Source organism: Kitasatospora sp. NBC_01539 (assembly GCF_045040525.1).
Taxonomy (GTDB): domain Bacteria; phylum Actinomycetota; class Actinomycetes; order Streptomycetales; family Streptomycetaceae; genus Kitasatospora.
In genome coordinates this window covers 8,576,428-8,590,816 of sequence record NZ_CP109390.1, presented here as the reverse complement: position 1 = coordinate 8,590,816, position 14,389 = coordinate 8,576,428, and the positions used below count along the sequence as shown (strand labels likewise).

Genomic DNA, 14,389 nt, shown 5'->3' with positions numbered 1-14,389 from the left:
GCGCCCGTTGCGGCGGGCACGGTCCGGCGCTCCACCGCAGGCCGTCGAGCACCACCGGAACGGGCTCCGCCACAGGCCAGGGGACTCACCCCGCGGTCCACTCCTCCAGTCCCATGGGGTTCCCAACACCACTCCCCCACTGTGTGGTTGCCGCATGCGCCGGCCACACCACCTCAGCCCGTCCGGGGCGGCCCGACCTCTGCGCAATGTCTTGACACACCGTTTGTGAGCGCTAACAATACGACCCGGCGCGCCGCACCCCGACCGGCGCCGCCTGCACCTGCCACCCCAACTCCCGGTGCAGCAAGCAAGATCGGGCCTGTGGGCACACTCGGCCCGCCTGACCTGCATGCCCTCCACCACTCCGACGGCGGCGGCAACGGCACCGTGCGGCACCACCGTCGACACCACCCGCCCCGAGCCGGCACGCCCCCACCGGCCGCAGCAGTGAGGACACCCCACCCGTGCACCGATACCGCCCCACGACCGCACGCATCACCCGACTCCTCCCGGCCCTCGTCGCCGCGCTCGTCGCGGCCCCCCTCGCCACCCCCGTGCCCGCGGCCAACGCCGCGACGGCGTACAGCGGTTACGTCATGGGGTACTTCACCGAGTCGAACCAAGGGCTCGGCAACAACTACGGCCTCCACCTCGCGGTGAGCAGCGACGGCCTCGAATGGACCCCGCTCAACCAGAACGCGCCGGTCGTCACCCCGACCGCGGGCACGAAGGGCCTGCGCGACCCGTTCATCCTGCGCAAGCAGGACGGCACCTTCACCGTCATGGCCACCGATCTCGCGGGCACGGACTTCTCCCAGACCAACCAGTACATCCACGTCTGGGACTCCACGGACCTGCGGAGCTTCACCAACTACCGTCGGGTGAAGGTCCATTCGATGGCCACCACGCACGCCTGGGCGCCGGAGGCGTTCTGGGACGCCGGCCGGGGCCAGTACGCGCTGATCTACTCCGCCAACAACGGCACGCGCGACGTCATCATGGCCGACTACACCACCGACTTCACCACGTTCAGCGCACCGGTGACGTACTTCGACCCGGGCTTCGGCATCATCGACGCCGACGTCGTGGTGGGCGGCAGCGGCACCAACTACCTCTACTACAAGAAGGGCAACGAGCTCTACGGGGCCAAGTCCACCTCGCTCGCGGCCGGTTCGTTCAACACCACCACCTACACCGGTCCGATCGCCCACGGCGGCACCGAGGCGCCGATCCTCGTGAAGTCCCTGACCGGCAACGGCTGGACGCTCTGGGGGGACACCTACACCCCCAACGGCCTCTTCTACGCCTGGCAGACCTCCGCCATCGACGGAGGCGTCTGGACCGCCGCCGACCAGCGCACCTACACCCAGCCGGTCAACTCCAAGCACGGCACCATCACGCCGATCACCGCCACCGAGATGGCCGCGCTGAAGACGACCTGGGGCACGCCCGCCTGGAACCGGCTGAAGTCCTACAACTACCCGGGCGACTTCGTACGGCACAGCAACTTCACCGGCCGCATCGACGCGTTCCCGTTCGACCCGTACCTCGACGCGGAGTGGAAGATCGTCCCCGGCCTGGCCGACGGCACGGGCGTCTCCTTCGAGTCGGTCAACTTCCCCGGACGCTACCTGCGGCACAGCGGGTTCGCCGTCGTGCTGAACGCGAACGACTCCACCGCGCAGTTCGCCGCCGACGCCACCTTCCACCGCACGGCGGGCCTCGCGAGCTCCGGCGCGGTGTCGTACTACTCGCACAACTACCCCGACCGGTACCTGCGCCACGCCGACTTCCAGCTGCGCATCGACCCGCTGTCCGCCGCGTCCCCCGCCACGGACCGCGCGGACGCGACGTTCCTGGTCACCAGCTGACCGCCTGCGCCCGCCGGCCGCCGCCCGGCCCCGCCCGAACGCCGCGGGCCCGCCTCCGCACCCGCGTGTACGGGTGGCGGAGGCGGGCCCGCGGCCGGGTCGTCCGGGGGGGGCCGGGCGGCCGGTGCTACGGCTGGACGAAGACGGCGACGGTGTGGGCCGGCACGGTGAAGGTGCCGGTGGCCCGGTCGTACGCGGCCTGCCGGACGACCGGGTCGGTGCCGTTCAGCTGCACCGGGTGGAGCGTCTGGCGGCTGCCGGCGAGACCGGGCAGGGTCTGGGTCCGGGAGGTGGAGGTGGCGTTGTAGACGACGGTGACGGAGGTGTAGGTGCCCAGACCGCGGCCGTCGAGGTGTTCGGTGATGACGCCGGGGACCTCGCCGGGGGTGCCGGAGAGGGGGAAGGTCAGGCGCTGCTGGACGGCCCTGGCCGTGGTGAGGGAGAACAGCGGGGTGGAGCGCTTGATCCGCAGGAACTGCTGGTACTGGGCGCTGGTGCTCGCGGTGTCGGTGCAGCTCGGGACGAGCGCCGGATCGGCGAGCAGCGGCTTGGCGTAGCTCCAGGCGCTCTGGCCGCCGAGCGGGAGGCCGTGGCCGAAGCCGTTGCCCTGACTGCAGTCCCAGTGGATGGCGTTGAACCAGTCGCCGCTGTCGTAGGAGTTGCCGTCCAGCGACTTGGAGCGGAGCAGGTCGGTGCCGGCCTGCACCATGCCGGGCCCCTGGGAGAGGGTACCGGTGGCGAGGGCGAGGGCCTGCAGGCGGGCGCGTTCGGCGGGGGTGGTGCCGGCGGGCAGCTTGTGCGCGAGGCTGTCGTACAGGGCGAGGTTGTCGTGGGCGTCGACGTAGGTGACGGCTTCGCCGGGGGCGGCGGTGTAGCCGGCGGGCGTGCCGTTGTAGTCGATGCCGGAGCCCTTGCGGCGGGTGCCGTCGGAGGTGGTGAAGGTGTAGTCGGCGAGGTTGCCGGTGAGGCCGAGCTTGACGAGGTCCATGTCGTGGAGCAGGTCGGCCTTCTGCTGCTGCGGGGTGCCGTTGAGGGGTGCGCCGTTGGGGTCGGTGAACTGCCCGGTGGCGAAGCCCTGTTCGCGCGGGTCGGTGTCGGAGGGGCCGCCGCCGCGGACTCCGTCGCGCAGGCGGTCGTTGAAGGTGCCGATGCCGGTGCCGGCCATGTTGGCCTGGGTGGCCTGCACGAAGCGGGCGTCGTCCGCGACGACGCCGTAGTTCCAGCCCTCGCCGTAGAGGGTGGTGGCCTTGCCGTCGATGCCGTCGCGGCGCAGGGTCAGTCCGCTCAGCGAGTCCTTGACGTCGAGCACGGTCTGCTTGGGGTCGAGGCCCATCAGGTCGAAGCGGAAGCCGTCGACGTGGTACTGCTTGGCCCACGTGGTGACGGAGTCGACGACGAGCTTGTTCATCATCGCGTTCTCGGGTGCGGTGTCGGCGCAGCAACTGTCGCGGGTGACGGTGCCGTTGGCGTCCTGGCGCTGGTAGTAGCCGGGGACGACCCGGTCGAGTACGGAGTCGGGGTCCTGGCCGGCGGCCGCGGTGTGGTTGTAGACGACGTCCATGACGACGCGCAGTCCGGCCTGGTGGAGGGCCTGCACCATCGCGCGGAACTGGACGGTGCGGGCGCCGCCGTCGGGGGTGGTGGCGTAGGAGCCCTCGGGAACGGTGAAGTGGAAGGGGTTGTAGCCCCAGTTGTAGGCGTCGGCGGCCTGGGTGCCGGTGATGCAGGCCTGCTGCTGGTCGGAGTCGGGCGCCATGCCGGGCAGGTCGCATCCGGGGGTGGTCTGGTCGGCGCGCTTCTCGGCGGTGCCGGCGAAGTCGAAGGCCGGCAGGATCTGCACGGTGGTGACGCCGGCGGCGACGAGGTCCTCGAGGTGCTTCATGCCGGCCGAATCCGGGTCGGTGAAGGCGAGGTAGGTGCCGCGTTCGTCGGCGGGCAGGGCGGTGTCCGCGGCCGAGAAGTCACGGATGTGGAGTTCCTGGATCTGCTGCTGTCCGGCGGTGATCGCCTTCGGCGACGCGGTGTCGTCCCAGCCGGGCGGCGTCAGCGTGGCGTCGTCGAGGTCGACGATCTGGCTGCGCCGGGAGTCCGCCGACAGGGCGAGGGAGTAGGGGTCGGTGACGGTGTTGGTGACGGTCCTCAGCACGCTGGGGGCCCAGACCCTGACCTGGTAGCGGTAGTACGTGCCGTTCCAGCTCCTGTCGCCCTCCACCGACCAGACCCCGGTGGCCTCGTCGAGGGTCAGGGGGACGGTGCGGGCGGCGGCGGAGGTGGCGGTGTCGTACAGCTCGACGGTGACGGACTGCGCGGTGGGTGCCCACAGGGAGAGCGTCGGCCTCTTTCCGTGGAAGACGGGGCCGAGTTCGGCGTGGGCGGCCTTGGCGGCGTAGAGGCTGTCGAGTACGCCGGCGGTCTGCAGGCCGGTCGCCGTGGTGAGGTTCCCGGTGGCGTCGAGCGCGGCCACCGCGCTCTGGCCTTTGACCAACTGCTTGGCCTTGGCGGCCCATTCGCGCGGGACGTGTAGTGCGGTGAGCTTCGCGAGGTGCGGAAACTTCACCTTGAGGGCGGCGGGCAGGCCCTTGGGGTCGCGGGTCAGCGGGATGCCGGTGCCGCCGGTGATGCCGGTGCCCGCAGCGGTGAGACCGCCGTCGGGGGCGGTGGCGAGCTGGAAGGTCCTGGCGGTGGCGGCGGTGGCGCCGAGGTCCCAGGCGATGGTGTCGGGGGTGAGCCAGTACGCGGACCGGGGTGCGAGGCTGGGCTTGGGCTGCCCGGCGTAGACGCTGAGGACGCGGGAGGACGCGGTGTAGCTGAAGGTGGTGGCGTCGCCGGTCTTCGCGACGGTGAAGGCGGTGTCGGTGCCGTCGACGGGGGCGGCGGGCAGTCCGAGGGCGGCCCTGGCGTGGTAGCCGCCCGCGGGCAGCGCGGTGGTGGTGAAGGTGGCCAGGCCGTCACCGTCGGGGTCGGTGAGCCAGGCCGACAGGCAGTCCACGGCGTCGGCGGTGCAGCCGAGTTCGTCCAGGAAGTCGCCGGTGGCGGTGACGACGGCGGTGTTGAGCGTGTCGGTGATCCAGTGGGTGGCGGGGTCGTAGAGGAAGGTGACGTCCACGCCCGCGGCCGGGACTGCGAGCGGAATGTTGGCACCGCCCGGTGCCGCGTTCAGGCCGTAGTTGACGTCCCAGCTCTTCTCCAGGGCGGCCTTGTAGGAGTAGGCGCCGGCGGGCAGGTGCGCCGAGAGCTGCCAGATGCCGTCGGGGCGGCGGGTCATCTGGGCCTGGTCGCAGTCGGGGGACCAGTCTCCGGGACAGCCGAGCAGGTGGTCGAGGTCGCCGGCCACGGCGACGGCGGACGGCGTGGCCGCCCGGTCGGCGGCCAGGGCGGGGACGGGGGCCAGGCCGGCGGCGGTGAGGACGACGGCGGTGGCGACGGCCTGGCGGGCGCGGCGGGATCTGTGCGCGGAGGCGGGGCGGGGGGTCATGGCACCTCTTCGTGTCGCGACGGGTGTGGGGCGGCGGCGGGCGCTGGGCGGGCGCCGCCGGGAAGGGGGCTCAACGGATGGTCCACCAGGCGGTGGTGTCGGCGGGCAGCACGGTGTGCGGGCCGCTGCGGGGGCCGTCCGCGGCCAGCGGCGCGCTGGCGAGGGCGAGTTCGCCCGGGGTGGGGATGGTGACCGGTTCGGCGGTGAGGTTGACGGTGCAGCGCAGGACGGCGCCGTCCGCGGCGGTGCGCTCGAAGCTCAGGACGCCCGCGGGCGAGTCGAGCCACCGGAGGTTGTCGGCGCCGCCGAGTGCGGTGTGCCGGCGGCGGTAGGCGATCGCGGAGCGGTAGAGCTCCAGGGTGGAGGTGGGGTCGCCGGTCTGCGCCTCGACGCTGAGCTGCGCCCACTCGGCGGGCTGCGGCAGCCAGGACGGCCCGCCGGGGGTCGGACCGAAGCCGTACGGGGCCTCGGTGCCCGACCACGGGATCGGCACGCGGCAGCCGTCGCGGAAGCCGTCCTGGCCGGCCGCCCGGAAGTACGACGGGTCCTGGCGGACCTCGTCGGGCAGGTCGGTGACGTCCGGCAGGCCGAGCTCCTCGCCCTGGTAGATGTACGCGGAGCCGGGCAGCGCGAGCATCAGCAGGCTGGCGGCCCGGGCGCGGCGCAGGCCGAGCTCCCGGTCGCCGGCGGTGCGGATCTGGGTGCCCAGGCCCGGCTCGTTGGCGAAGCGGGTGGCGTGCCGGGTGACGTCGTGGTTGGAGAGCACCCAGGTGGTGGGCGCGCCGACCGGGCGCATCGCCTCCAGCGACTCGTCGATGACCTCGCGCAGCGCCTCGGCCTCCCAGGAGCAGGCGAGGTACTGGAAGTTGAACGCCTGGTGCAGCTCGTCCGGGCGGACGTAGTTGGCGGTGCGCCGGGCGGTGGGCGTCCAGGCCTCGGCGACGCCGATCCGCTCGCCCGGGTACTCGTCGAGGATCCGGCGCCACTCGCGGTAGATCGCGTGCACGCCGTCCTGGTCGAAGCAGGGGGTGGCGCCGGTGCCGAGCAGCTTCATCGGGTCGTGGGTGCCGAGGTCGGGCAGGCCAGGGGCCTTGACGAGGCCGTGGGCGACGTCGATGCGGAAGCCGTCGACGCCCTGGTCGAGCCAGAACCGCAGGACGGATCGGAACTCGTCGGCGACGGCCCGGTTCTCCCAGTTGAAGTCGGGCTGCTCGGGGGCGAAGAGGTGCAGGTACCAGTCGCCGGGGGTGCCGTCCGGGTCGGTGGTGCGGGTCCAGGCCGGGCCGCCGAAGACGGACTCCCAGTCGTTGGGGGGCAGTTCACCGTCGGCGCCCTGCCCGGGGCGGAAGTGGTACCGCTCGCGCAGCGGCGAGCCCGGTCCTTCGTCCAGCGCACGCCGGAACCACTCGTGCCGGTCGGAGGAGTGGTTGGGCACCAGGTCGACGATGATCCGCAGGCCCAGGGCGTGGGCGTCGCGGATCAGGTCAGTCGCGTCGGTGAGGGTGCCGAACATCGGGTCGACGGCGCGGTAGTCGGCGACGTCGTAGCCCGCGTCGGCCTGCGGGGAGGCGTAGAACGGCGACAGCCAGACCGCGTCGACGCCGAGGTCGCGCAGGTGCGGAAGGCGGGCCCGGACGCCCGGGAGGTCCCCCATGCCGTCGCCGTTCGCGTCGGCGAAACTCCGCGGATACACCTGGTAGATGACCGCGTCACGCCACCAGTCGGCTCTGCGCGCGGCCCCGGCGGTGGCGTCGGCGGCCCCGGCGGTGGCGTCGACTGGCCGGTCGGTTGTGGCGGGATGCTGGGTCATGGGTGTCCTCACGACGGCGGCGCGTGGCGCCTCGGCAACGGTGGGTGACGATCAGGAGGTGCGGCGTACCGTCCGCCCGGGCGGGCGGGGTTCAGCCCTTGGTGCCGCCGGCGGTCAGGCCGGCCACCAGGTGCTTCTGCACGACGTAGAAGACCAGGCCGGCGGGTACGGCGATGAGCACCGAGGTGGCGGCCATGTAGTTCCACTGCGAGTTGAACTGGCTGACGTAGGTCTGCAGTCCGACGGCGAGGGTGTACTTGTCCTCGGAGAGCATGAAGTGCGAGGCGTAGGCGACTTCGCCCCACGCGGTGATGAAGGTGTAGAACGCCGCGACGGAGAGGCCGGGGCGGGCGAGCGGGACGACCAGGCGCCAGAACGTGCCGAACGGCGACAGCCCGTCGATGCGGCCGGCCTCGTCGATCTCCTGCGGGATGGTGTCGAAGTAGCCCTTGAGCAGCCAGGCGCAGTACGGCACCGCGGTGGAGCAGTAGATCAGGATCAGGCCGCTGTAGGTGTCGAGCAGTTGGAGGCCCGCCATGATCTTGTAGAGCGGCACCATCAGGACGGCGACGGGGAACATCTGGGTGAGCAGGAAGGTGTACATCAGCGAGCCGCGGCCCGGGAAGCGCATCCGGGAGACGGCGTAGCCGGCGCTCGCCGCGATGAGGACGCCGACGGCGGTGGTGCCGAGCGCCACGACGACCGAGTTCAGCATCCAGGTGCCGAAGTCGGTGTCGGTCAGGACGTGGCCGTAGTTCGCCAGCGAGGGGTGGTGGAGGATGCGGCCGGGGTGCTGGTAGTCGAACTTGCCTGCGCCCAGGGAGATGAAGGCGATCCAGAGCACCGGGAACGCCGCGACGAACGCCATGACGGTGAGGCCGCCGTGCAGGGTGACGGACGACGACCTCCGGCGCCGGCCGCGCAGCCGGGGCCCCGCACCGGCACGGCCGGTGGCGGGCGCGGCGGTGGGGGCCGCGGTGGTGGGGAGCGCGGCGGGCGCGGTGGTGGGTGTGGTGTCGGGCGCGGTGGTCATGCGAGGACCCCCTCGTCGTTGCGCTTGAGCCAGCGGCGGTAGACGCTCGTGAAGACCACGAGCAGGGACAGGCAGAGGATGCCGACGGCGGCCGAGGAGGCGTAGTCCTGGGGTTGCCGGCCGAAGAAGAGCTTGTAGGCGTACGTCACCAGGATCTGGACGCTGTCGCTGTTGGTGCCGAACAGCAGGAAGATGACGTTGAACTGGTTGAACGTCCAGATGACGCCGAGCAGGATCACGGTGCTGCTGACGGGCCGCAGGCCCGGCAGGGTGACGTGGACGAACCGCTGCCAGGGGGTGGCGCCGTCCATCTCGGCCGCCTCGTGGAGTTCGCCCGGGATGGCCTGCAGGCCGCCGAGGAGCGAGACCATCATGAACGGCACGCCGCACCAGATGTTGACGCCGACGGCGGCGGCCTTCTGCGCGAGCGGGTCGCTGAGCCAGGACGGGCCGGTGATGTGGGCCAGGCCGAGCAGTTGGTTGACGGCGCCGTCGTCGGCGAGGACGAGCCGCCAGGCGAAGATCGTCACGAAGGTCGGGACCGCCCAGGGCAGGATCAGCAGCATCCGGTAGAGGCCGCGGGCGCGCATGTCGCGGTTGAGCACGACGGCCAGGGCCAGGCCGATCGCGTAGGTGAGGGCGACGCAGGCGACGGTCCACCCGATCGTCCAGACCAGGTGGGGCCAGAACTGGTTGTTGGCACCGGTCAGGATGTCGGTGTAGTTCCGGAGCCCGACCCAGTGGTAGGTGTCGGGGATGTGGTTGGCGCCGATGGTGCGGCCGACGTTGCGGCTGGTGGCGTCGGTGAAGCTCAGGTGGATCCCCTGGACCAGGGGGTAGCCGACGACGGCGCCCAGGACCAGCACCACCGGCAGGCACATCGCCCACGCGTACCAGTACCGGTCGTAGGAGTGCTTGATGCGGTGGAGCAGGCCCGTACGGGGCGTGGTGCGGGCGGTCTCGCCCTGGACGGCGACGGTCATCTGACACCTCGGGAGGCAGGGAGCGAGCTGCGCGCCGCTCCGCCGGTCGGTTCGCCGCGCGGGCGCGGCCGGCGGAGCGGGCGGCTCCGGGACGGGGTGGCACCGGTGCCGGCCGGCCGCCCCGGCAGAGAGGGCGGCCGGCCGGGCCCGGGTCACCGGGTGGCGTAGTCCGGGATCAGCTTCTTGGCCGCGGCCGCGACGTTGTCCAGCCCGGCCTTGGTGCTCTCCTGCCCGGAGAGGATCTTGATGAGCTCGGTGCCCAGCGGGTCGTAGAGGGAGCTGTACTGGGCGAGTTCGGGTCGCGGCTGCCCGGAGGCGAGGACCTTCTGGTAGCCGGCGATGCCGAGGTTCCTGGTGACCTCGGGGGTGTAGGCGTCGGTGCGGGTCGGCAGCGTGGAGTTCTTGCCCGCGGTGTAGACCTGGGAGTTGGCCGAGGTCATGAAGGCGATGAACTTCTGCGCGGCGGCCTGGTGCGCGGCGTCCGAACCGGCGTAGGCGACGAGGTTGTGGCCGCCGAGCGGGGCGCCGGCCTTGCCCGCGGAGCCGGCCGGGAGGGTGGCGATGCCGAGGTTGTCGTTCTTCAGGAACGCCTGGCTCTTGAAGACGTTCGCGCTCTCCCAGGGGCCCTGGACGATGGAGGCGGCCTTGCCGCTGCCGAAGGCGTCCATGACGTCGGCGTAGCCGTTGCTGGTGGTGTCGAGCTTGGCGACGCCCGGGGAGGCGACCAGGGCCTTCAGGGTGTCGATGCCCTTGACGGCGGCCGGCGAGTTGACGGTGATCCTCTTGCCGTCGACGTCGATCATGTCGGTGCCCTCGCCGTACAGGAACGGCATCGCGTAGTAGCCCTGCGGGTTGAAGGCGAAGCCGTCCACCCCGGTCTTCTCCTTGACCGCTGCGGCGTCGGCCTTCAGCTCGTCCCAGGTGGTGGGGGCCGCGGTGATCCCGGCCTTGGCGAAGAGCTCCTTGTTGTACATCAGCGCCAGGGTGTCGGTGACCTGGGGGATGCCGTAGAGCTTGCCCTGGTACTCGGCCTGCCGGACGAGGTTGGGCTGGAACGCGGCGGCGTCCTTCGCGGCGTCCGTGCCGTCCAGGGGTGCCAGGTAGCCCGCCTCGGCGAAGGCCGGGGTCCAGCCGACGTCGGCCCGCAGGACGTCCGGGGCGCCCTTGCTGCCGGCCGCCGTCTGGAACTTGCTCTGGGCGTCGGCGAAGGGGACGTTGACGTAGGTGACCTTGACGTCCGGGTTGGCCTTCTCGAAGTCGGCCACCATGACCTTGAAGGTCGGCGCCTCGTTGGTCGCGTCCGAGGTGTCCCACCAGGTGATGGTGACGGGACCGGATCCGGCCGCGCCGGAGCTGCCGTCCGAGCCGCAGGCGGTCAGCGAGACGGTGATCGCCGCTGCCAGCGTGAGGGCCGCGATGCCACGTCGCATGGTGACTCCTTGAGGAGGTGGGGGGTGCGGTGGGAGAGATCCGGGGGTGGTCGCGCCGGGCCGCCGGAGGAGTCCGGCGGAAGCGGGCGAGGTGTCCCTTGGTGCGCACGGCGGATGCTGCACCGAGGGCCCGGGTGGTGGGCGGGGCTCCGCCGGTCGCGGCGGGCAGGTGCTGCCCGGATTCCGCGAGGCGGGCCGTCGCGCCGGTGTTCTGACGCCGATGACGTTAGCAGGTAACTAACAGGAGTTAGCTAACGTTTATGTAACACGCTCGACGCACCGCGGACACGGCCCGGACGGTTCCCCACCCAGTCGATGGACAGCGCCGCCGGAACGCAGGAACGGCGCCTTCCCGCCCGCTGCCACCGGGAGGGAAGGCGCCGTTCCGCGCGCTCGCCGTGTCTGCCGAGCCCGCCGAGCCGCCGTGTCCGCCGTGTCTGCGCGCCTGCCGCGCCTGCCGCGCCCGTCAGCCGTTGGGCAGGACGGCGTCCCGGGCGGCGCGCACGCGGGCGCTGGAGTCACGCACGATCAGACTGGTGCCGAGCAGCTGGTGCGGGTGCTGGTCCTCCCCGCGGATCGCGGAGATGAGGAAGTCCGCGGCGGTGCGGCCCTTGGCGGCGATGGCCTGCCGGACGCTCGTGAGTCGCGGCCTCAGCCACGCCGATTCGGGCAGGTCGTCGAAGCCGGTGACCGAGACGTCGTCGGGCACCCGCAGGCCGAGGTCGTGCAGGGCGTCGACCGCGCCGAAGGCCAGGATGTCGGAGAGCGCGACGATCGCGGTGGGCGCCGTCCCCGGCGCGGCCATCAGGGCCTTCGCCGCGCGGTAGCCGTCCATCCGCGTGGCGGGCACCTCGACCAGGGTGACGTCCTGCAGATCCATGCCGACCTGGGAGAGCGCGTCCGTGACACCGGCCATCCGGCGGGCCAGCGGCCCCCGGTAGCCGCGCTCGGCCCGCTCCGGGCCCGGGTCGATCGAGAGGAGCGCCACCTTGCGGTGGCCGAGCTCCAGGATGTGCCGGGTGACCTCGCGCGCGCCGCTCTCGTCGTCGACGTCGACGCTCGGCACGTCCGCCCACGGGCTGCTGTCCACCAGGACGAACGGGATGCCGCGCCGCTGCAGCTCGGCGACCTCGCCGCGGTCGTGCTCCAGCCCGCACACCACGAAGCCGTCGACCGCCGCGTACGGGATCGCCTTCAGCATGGAGTCGCGCAGCGGCGGGGTGAGCAGCAGGGTGTACCCCTGTTCGTCGCAGACCTGGCCCACCCCGGTGAGGAACCGGGCGTAGTACGGGTTCTCCATGATCTTGGCGAGGTTCTGCGGGAGCAGGACGCCGAGCGACTGGGTCTGCCCGGCCTGCAGCATCCGCGCCAGGGTGTTCGGGGAGTACCCGAGCTCCTTGGCGGCGGCGAGGATCCGGTCACGGGTGGCCACGGAGAGCCGCTCGGGGCTGTTGAACGCGAAGGAGACCGCGGAGCGCGACACCCCCGCCGCCTTGGCCACATCGGTGGAGGTGGGCCGTGACCGCCCGGCCGGGGCCGGTCCTGGCGTGCTCGCCGACATCGTGTCCCCGCATTCGTAGGTGCGTTCAGGCTGCTCTCGGAACGATAACGCATGTTACTAACGTGTCATGCGCGGTCGGCGCAGAAGCCGGCCGACCTGTCTCGTCGAAGTCTGACGAGTCTCGCCGAAGTTTGACCGGCAACGGCTTGTCCCGTCGAAGTTCGGCCACCGGGTTCAGAGGTGGTCGCCTTCGAAGCCATCCCGCTCGACGTCGCCGCGACCGCCCGCACCCCGGCGCGACCGCCCGCACCCCCGACGCGACCCTGCGGGCCGCGCAGCGCCGACACCAGCGAAGCGGATAAGTAATCCGCATGTGCTAGCGTCGGCGCAAATGGATGACCTATCCGATTCCTGGAGGGCGTGTGCGCAAGACAGCTGTGGTGACGGCGGGGACCGGAGGCATCGGACTGGAGACGGCCCTGGGCCTGGCCGCCGCCGGGTTCTCGGTGACGGTGGTCGGGCGAGACCCGGATCGCGGTGCCCGGGCGGTGGAGCGGATCAGCGCCGTGGACCCGTCGCGTCCGGCCCGGTTCGTACAGGCCGACCTCGGCTCGCTCGGCCAGGTCCGCGCGCTCGCCGCGCGGCTCGCCGATGATCCGCTGACCGTCCTGGTCAACAACGTCGGCGCGATGTTCCCGCGGCAGACGGAGCTGAACGGCGTCGAGGCGTCCTTCGTCGTCAACCACCTCTCGCCGTACCTGCTGACCGAACTCCTGCTGCCCGCCCTGAAGGCCGGCGCGCCGAGCCGGATCGTGAACGTCACCTCGGGCGCGGTCGGCGTCGCCAAGCGGGTGTTCGACTCGGTCGAACCGCCCGGCGGCTACTACGGGTTCCACTGGTACGGCCGTGCCAAGCTGGCGCACCTCGCCCACACCCTCGACCTGGCCCGGCGCCTGGACGGTACGGGCGTCTCGGTGTTCGCCGCCGACCCGGGCGGCGCCGCGACGGAGATGACCGACAACACCCTGACCGACCCGGCGATCGTCTCACCCGCCCTGCGGCTGCTGTGGCCCCTGGTGCGCCGCCGGTTCGAGCGCTCGACGTCGGGTTCGGCGTCCGTCGCCGCCCGGCCGTCGATCGTCGCCGCCACCGACCCGGCCCTCGACGGGCGGACGGGCGTGGTCATCGGAGCCGACGCGCAGCCGCACGCGCCGTTCCGTGCGGCCACCGACCCCCGGACCGCGGCGGCCGTACGGCGGCTCAGCGAGCAGTACGCGCCGGTCCCCGCTCATGCGGATGGGCCATCCGATTAGCATGTCCGGATGACCACGCCCCTGCGCAAGGATGCGGCCCGCAACTGGGACCGGATCGTCTCCGTCGCCCGCGCCCTGGTCGACCAAGGCGCCGCGTTGCAGCTCAACGACGTCGCCCGGCGCGCCGGGCTCGGCGTGGCCACCGTCTACCGGCACTTCCCCACCCCTGAGGCGTTGCTGGAGACGGTGGCCGCGCCCTGCCTGGAGGCGCTGGTCGCATACGCGGAGCGGGCCCTCGCCGAGCCCGATCCGTGGACCGCGCTGGCAGGCTTCCTGCAGCGCACCGTCGAGGCCCAGGTCACCGACGCCGCCCTGCCCCCGGTCGCCGCCGCGCCCGTCGACGCCCTGCCACGCACCACCGAACTCAAGACGGCACTCCGTACGGCCGGCACCGCGCTGCTCGACCGCGCCCGCACTGCGGGCGCGGTCCGACCCGACCTGACCGCCGCCGACCTGGTGCCCCTGATGTGCGGCATCGCCCACGCAGTCGACGTCCACGGCGGCGCCCCCGCCGACCGCGCCGCCACCGCCCACCGCTACCTGGCCACCCTCCTCGGCGGCCTGCGCACCACCCCGCAGGCCGGCTGACCCGCGCTCCGCCACCGACCGACCGGCGCCCCGATCACGGCCGCGGACACCGACCACCCCGCCGTCGCCCACGCCCACCGTGTCCTGCCGGTCGCCGATCCGGAGACCCGGGACGCGATTGGGGCAGCGCGATGACGGCAGCGGAGACCGCCTCTGCGGCGCGCACGCTCGCACCCGGGGCCCTTCGCCGCGAGCTTCGCCGAGACTCGTCAGAGTCCGACGGGACGGGTCACCGGCCCGGCCCGCCGAGGGGCGGCGCGGGGAGGCCGCACCGAGTGCGCCGGTCGCGGCGGGTTTCGACCGACGCCTTGACCGCGCCGCCGTTCACCCATTATTAACATGAGTTAGCAACCTGCCGACCAATGCGCGACCCCAACGGTCGGTT

The 14,389-nt window shown here is 72.3% G+C and carries 9 protein-coding genes; 3 read left to right on the top strand and 6 right to left on the bottom strand.

Annotation, left to right across the window (positions count from 1 at the left end):
* Positions 1–464: 464 nt before the first annotated feature.
* A complete protein-coding gene (locus OG335_RS37215) occupies positions 465–1,871 on the top strand; it encodes an AbfB domain-containing protein (protein WP_405009454.1) in 1,407 nt (468 codons plus the stop codon).
* A 127-nt stretch (positions 1,872–1,998) separates the two neighbouring features.
* Here the strand turns inward: OG335_RS37215 and pulA are convergent, their stop codons facing one another.
* The 6 genes from pulA to OG335_RS37185 all read right to left on the bottom strand — a co-directional run bounded on the left by pulA (position 1,999) and on the right by OG335_RS37185 (position 12,163).
* Positions 1,999–5,346, bottom strand: a complete 3,348-nt coding sequence (gene pulA / locus OG335_RS37210) for a pullulanase-type alpha-1,6-glucosidase (protein ID WP_405009455.1) — start codon at positions 5,344–5,346, stop codon at positions 1,999–2,001.
* A 70-nt stretch (positions 5,347–5,416) separates the two neighbouring features.
* Positions 5,417–7,156 carry a glycoside hydrolase family 13 protein gene (locus tag OG335_RS37205; protein ID WP_405009456.1) on the bottom strand — a complete coding sequence of 580 codons (1,740 nt, stop codon included), beginning with the start codon at positions 7,154–7,156 and terminating at the stop codon, positions 5,417–5,419.
* A gap of 91 nt (positions 7,157–7,247) precedes the next feature.
* Positions 7,248–8,189 (bottom strand): sugar ABC transporter permease, encoded by a 942-nt coding sequence (locus OG335_RS37200; protein WP_405009457.1) that lies wholly within the window; start codon positions 8,187–8,189, stop codon positions 7,248–7,250.
* Positions 8,186–9,172, bottom strand: coding sequence for a carbohydrate ABC transporter permease (locus OG335_RS37195; RefSeq protein WP_405009458.1), 987 nt, complete (start codon positions 9,170–9,172; stop codon positions 8,186–8,188). The genes OG335_RS37200 and OG335_RS37195 overlap by 4 nt, the downstream gene beginning before the upstream one ends.
* Positions 9,173–9,324: 152 nt before the next feature.
* Positions 9,325–10,602 (bottom strand): extracellular solute-binding protein, encoded by a 1,278-nt coding sequence (locus OG335_RS37190; RefSeq protein ID WP_405009459.1) that lies wholly within the window; start codon positions 10,600–10,602, stop codon positions 9,325–9,327.
* A gap of 466 nt (positions 10,603–11,068) precedes the next feature.
* Positions 11,069–12,163, bottom strand: coding sequence for a LacI family DNA-binding transcriptional regulator (locus tag OG335_RS37185; RefSeq protein ID WP_405009460.1), 1,095 nt, complete (start codon positions 12,161–12,163; stop codon positions 11,069–11,071).
* A gap of 362 nt (positions 12,164–12,525) precedes the next feature.
* Between OG335_RS37185 and OG335_RS37180 the strand changes: the two genes are divergently transcribed.
* Together OG335_RS37180 and OG335_RS37175 are read left to right on the top strand one after the other, a co-directional pair.
* Positions 12,526–13,416, top strand: a complete 891-nt coding sequence (locus OG335_RS37180) for an SDR family NAD(P)-dependent oxidoreductase (RefSeq protein ID WP_405009461.1) — start codon at positions 12,526–12,528, stop codon at positions 13,414–13,416.
* A 9-nt stretch (positions 13,417–13,425) separates the two neighbouring features.
* Positions 13,426–14,004 carry a TetR/AcrR family transcriptional regulator gene (locus tag OG335_RS37175; RefSeq protein WP_405009462.1) on the top strand — a complete coding sequence of 193 codons (579 nt, stop codon included), beginning with the start codon at positions 13,426–13,428 and terminating at the stop codon, positions 14,002–14,004.
* Positions 14,005–14,389 lie beyond the last annotated feature (385 nt).

Bases quoted from the DNA above. Each gene is read 5' to 3' on its own strand.
- pulA (WP_405009455.1), bottom strand. From the start codon at position 5,346: ATGACCCCCCGCCCCGCCTCCGCGCACAGATCCCGCCGCGCCCGCCAG.
- OG335_RS37175 (WP_405009462.1), top strand. From the start codon at position 13,426: ATGACCACGCCCCTGCGCAAGGATGCGGCCCGCAACTGGGACCGGATC.
- OG335_RS37200 (WP_405009457.1), bottom strand. From the start codon at position 8,189: ATGACCACCGCGCCCGACACCACACCCACCACCGCGCCCGCCGCGCTC.
- OG335_RS37205 (WP_405009456.1), bottom strand. From the start codon at position 7,156: ATGACCCAGCATCCCGCCACAACCGACCGGCCAGTCGACGCCACCGCC.
- OG335_RS37190 (WP_405009459.1), bottom strand. From the start codon at position 10,602: ATGCGACGTGGCATCGCGGCCCTCACGCTGGCAGCGGCGATCACCGTC.
- OG335_RS37195 (WP_405009458.1), bottom strand. From the start codon at position 9,172: ATGACCGTCGCCGTCCAGGGCGAGACCGCCCGCACCACGCCCCGTACG.
- OG335_RS37185 (WP_405009460.1), bottom strand. From the start codon at position 12,163: ATGTCGGCGAGCACGCCAGGACCGGCCCCGGCCGGGCGGTCACGGCCC.